The following is a 2588-nucleotide window of genomic DNA, read 5'->3' on the forward strand; positions in this document are numbered from 1 at the left end:
GCTTGAGTACGATACTATCCATGATTTACTAGCAAGAATTATTTTTATTCAATTCCTTTTCGATCGGAAAGATTCTAAGGGAAACGCGGCATTGAATACAAGGTTCCTTATTGAACTGCATGAGAGAGGAGAATTATTAGCTAGATATTCTAAATTTCCTGAAGTTTTAAGAAATCACAGAGACACTTATAACTTTTTCCGCTGGCTTAACAATAGATTTAATGGAGATTTATTTCCAGGGAAAGGAAGCTCAGAAGCAGAACGCGAGCAAGAATGGCAAGCAGAGGAACGAAAGGTTACTCAATCTCACCTGAATTTACTTGCAGAGTTTATCAGTGGTGAGCTAGAGATGGAAAGTGGTCAGCGTTGTCTCTGGCCTCAGTATTCCTTTGATGCAATCCCTCTTGAGTTTATTAGTAGTATATATGAAGAGTTTGTTAGAGAAGGTAATGATGATAAAGGCGTTCATTACACGCCGGGACACATAGTTGACTTTATTCTTGATGGCGTTCTTCCTTGGGATAGTGAAGACTGGGATATTAAGATTCTCGACCCGGCTTGTGGGTCTGGTATTTTCTTAGTAAAAGCTTTTCAGCGACTAATTCACCGATGGAAAAAAGCTCATCCGGGTGAGGAAATAAAATCAAATGTTTTGAAAGCACTGCTTGAACAGAACATTTTTGGGGTTGATATTAATGCTCAAGCAGTAAGAGTTGCGTCTTTTAGTCTTTACCTAACCATGTGTGACGAGATAGATCCTCGTCATTATTGGCAGGAGGTACGTTTTCCAAGATTAAGAGGGAATCAATTAGTCTGTGCAGACTTTTTCCGAGAGGATAAAGAAGGTTATCGCACCCAGTTAGATTCGGCTAAGTACGATTTGGTTATAGGCAATGCGCCTTGGGGAAGAAATACTGTAACTCGACTCGCCCAGTCTTGGGCAGGAGATAAGTGGAAGATTACTTACGGAAATATAGGCCCACTTTTTTTGCCTAAAGCTGCTGCTTTAACTAAAGCAGGAGGGCGCATTGCAATGATGCAGCCTGCTGGTGTTCTAATTTTTAATCAAATTGGCACTGCCAAAGAGTACAGGCAGAAGCTTTTTTCAGAATTCAAAGTTGAGGAGATAGTTAATCTATCTGCTTTACGTTTTGGGCTGTTCAAAGATGCTATTTCACCAAGTTGCATCGTTACAATGTCAGCTAATACCCCTGATGGCGAACCTTTGTCCTATATCTGCCCCAAACCAGTCCACACTAATGAAGACGACTATCGCATCGTCATAGAACCACAGGACATTAATCTAATTTATCCACAAGAGGCGATCGCAGATCCTTTTGTTTGGACGGCATTGATGTGGGGGGGAAGACGAGATTTAGCTTTGATGCGGAGATTGAGCCAGGAACAAAACTTAGAAAAGCTGGAAATTGATGGCATTGTGGCAAAGCGTCAAGGGGTTATTCGAGGCGATCGTAAGAAGTCACAACAAACAATCATTGGGAGAAGAATATTACAATCTACTCGATTTCCCAATGGCACATTCTTGTTTCTTGATGTCCAAGAGCTTGATATCAATCATGATCCCTATACCGACTCAAGAGCATCAACGGATTTCACTGCTTTTGAAATGCCACAAATGATTATCAAGCAAGGTTGGCAGAAAAGTAGTGGAAGATTTGAGGCAGCTATTACTCAATTAAACAATACTAAATCTGGTATTATTTGCTCCGGGAGTTATGTTAGTGTACATACTCCACAAGAATTATTGCCAGCTTTAGAAGCAGCTTGTTTAACTTACAACAGCAAGCTAGCTGTTTACTATCTGCTTCTTTCCAGTGGTCGCTTTGCCTGTTATATTCCCGAAGTTAAGCCTGGAGATTTGTTACGAGTGCCAATCCCTGAAGCTCGTTCAGGTTTATTGCAGGATATTGAAACCATTAATGATGTAGATCTACGGATATGTGAAGCATTTTCATTCAAAGATAGCGAGTGGACACTAATTGAGGATTTATTTAATTATACGTTACAAGATTTTAAAGGAAACAGTTCTTCTCCAGGACGACAGAAAACTCATCGGCGAAGTAAGGGAGAATTTGAAGATATTGCCGAGCCAGAACTTAGGGTATATTGTGCATATTTTTTGCGAGTCATTAAAGCAGGATTTGGTCAAAATAAGAATATTTGTGCAACTATATTTCAAGAGGAAAATCAAACTTATCTTCCAGTTCGGTTAGTTGCGATCCATCTCAACAGACCTAACCATGAAGAAGTACAGATAGAGCCTATAGACTCTACGAATTTACTTGCACAATTAAAGGGCTTGAATAAGTTGTTATTGGAACAGCAAGATACAGAAGAGGGAGGAATTTTTTATCAGCGTGTTGCCAAAGTATATGATTCTGTTCGATTGGATGGAGAAAATATTCCTACTGTTTATCTTGTCAAACCAGATAAAATACGCTACTGGACTCGCTCTATGGCATTACGCGATGCCGATGAAGTTGCCGCAGATATTATGATGTGGCGCACAGGTTTTAAGGGGAAATCGTAGGTTAGCCAGGAGTCATAGCGTGATGAGGAGATCGGAA

The 2588-nt window shown here is 40.2% G+C and carries 1 protein-coding gene; it reads left to right on the forward strand.

Annotation, left to right across the window (positions count from 1 at the left end):
• On the forward strand, positions 1–2551 hold a 2551-nt coding region (locus H6S82_RS28410), incomplete at its 5' end, for an N-6 DNA methylase (RefSeq protein ID WP_191057116.1).
• Positions 2552–2588: the final 37 nt, after the last annotated feature.

The sequence above is a fragment of the Planktothrix sp. FACHB-1355 genome, assembly GCF_014748295.1.
Taxonomy (GTDB): Bacteria; Cyanobacteriota; Cyanobacteriia; order Cyanobacteriales; family Aerosakkonemataceae; genus Aerosakkonema; species Aerosakkonema funiforme_A.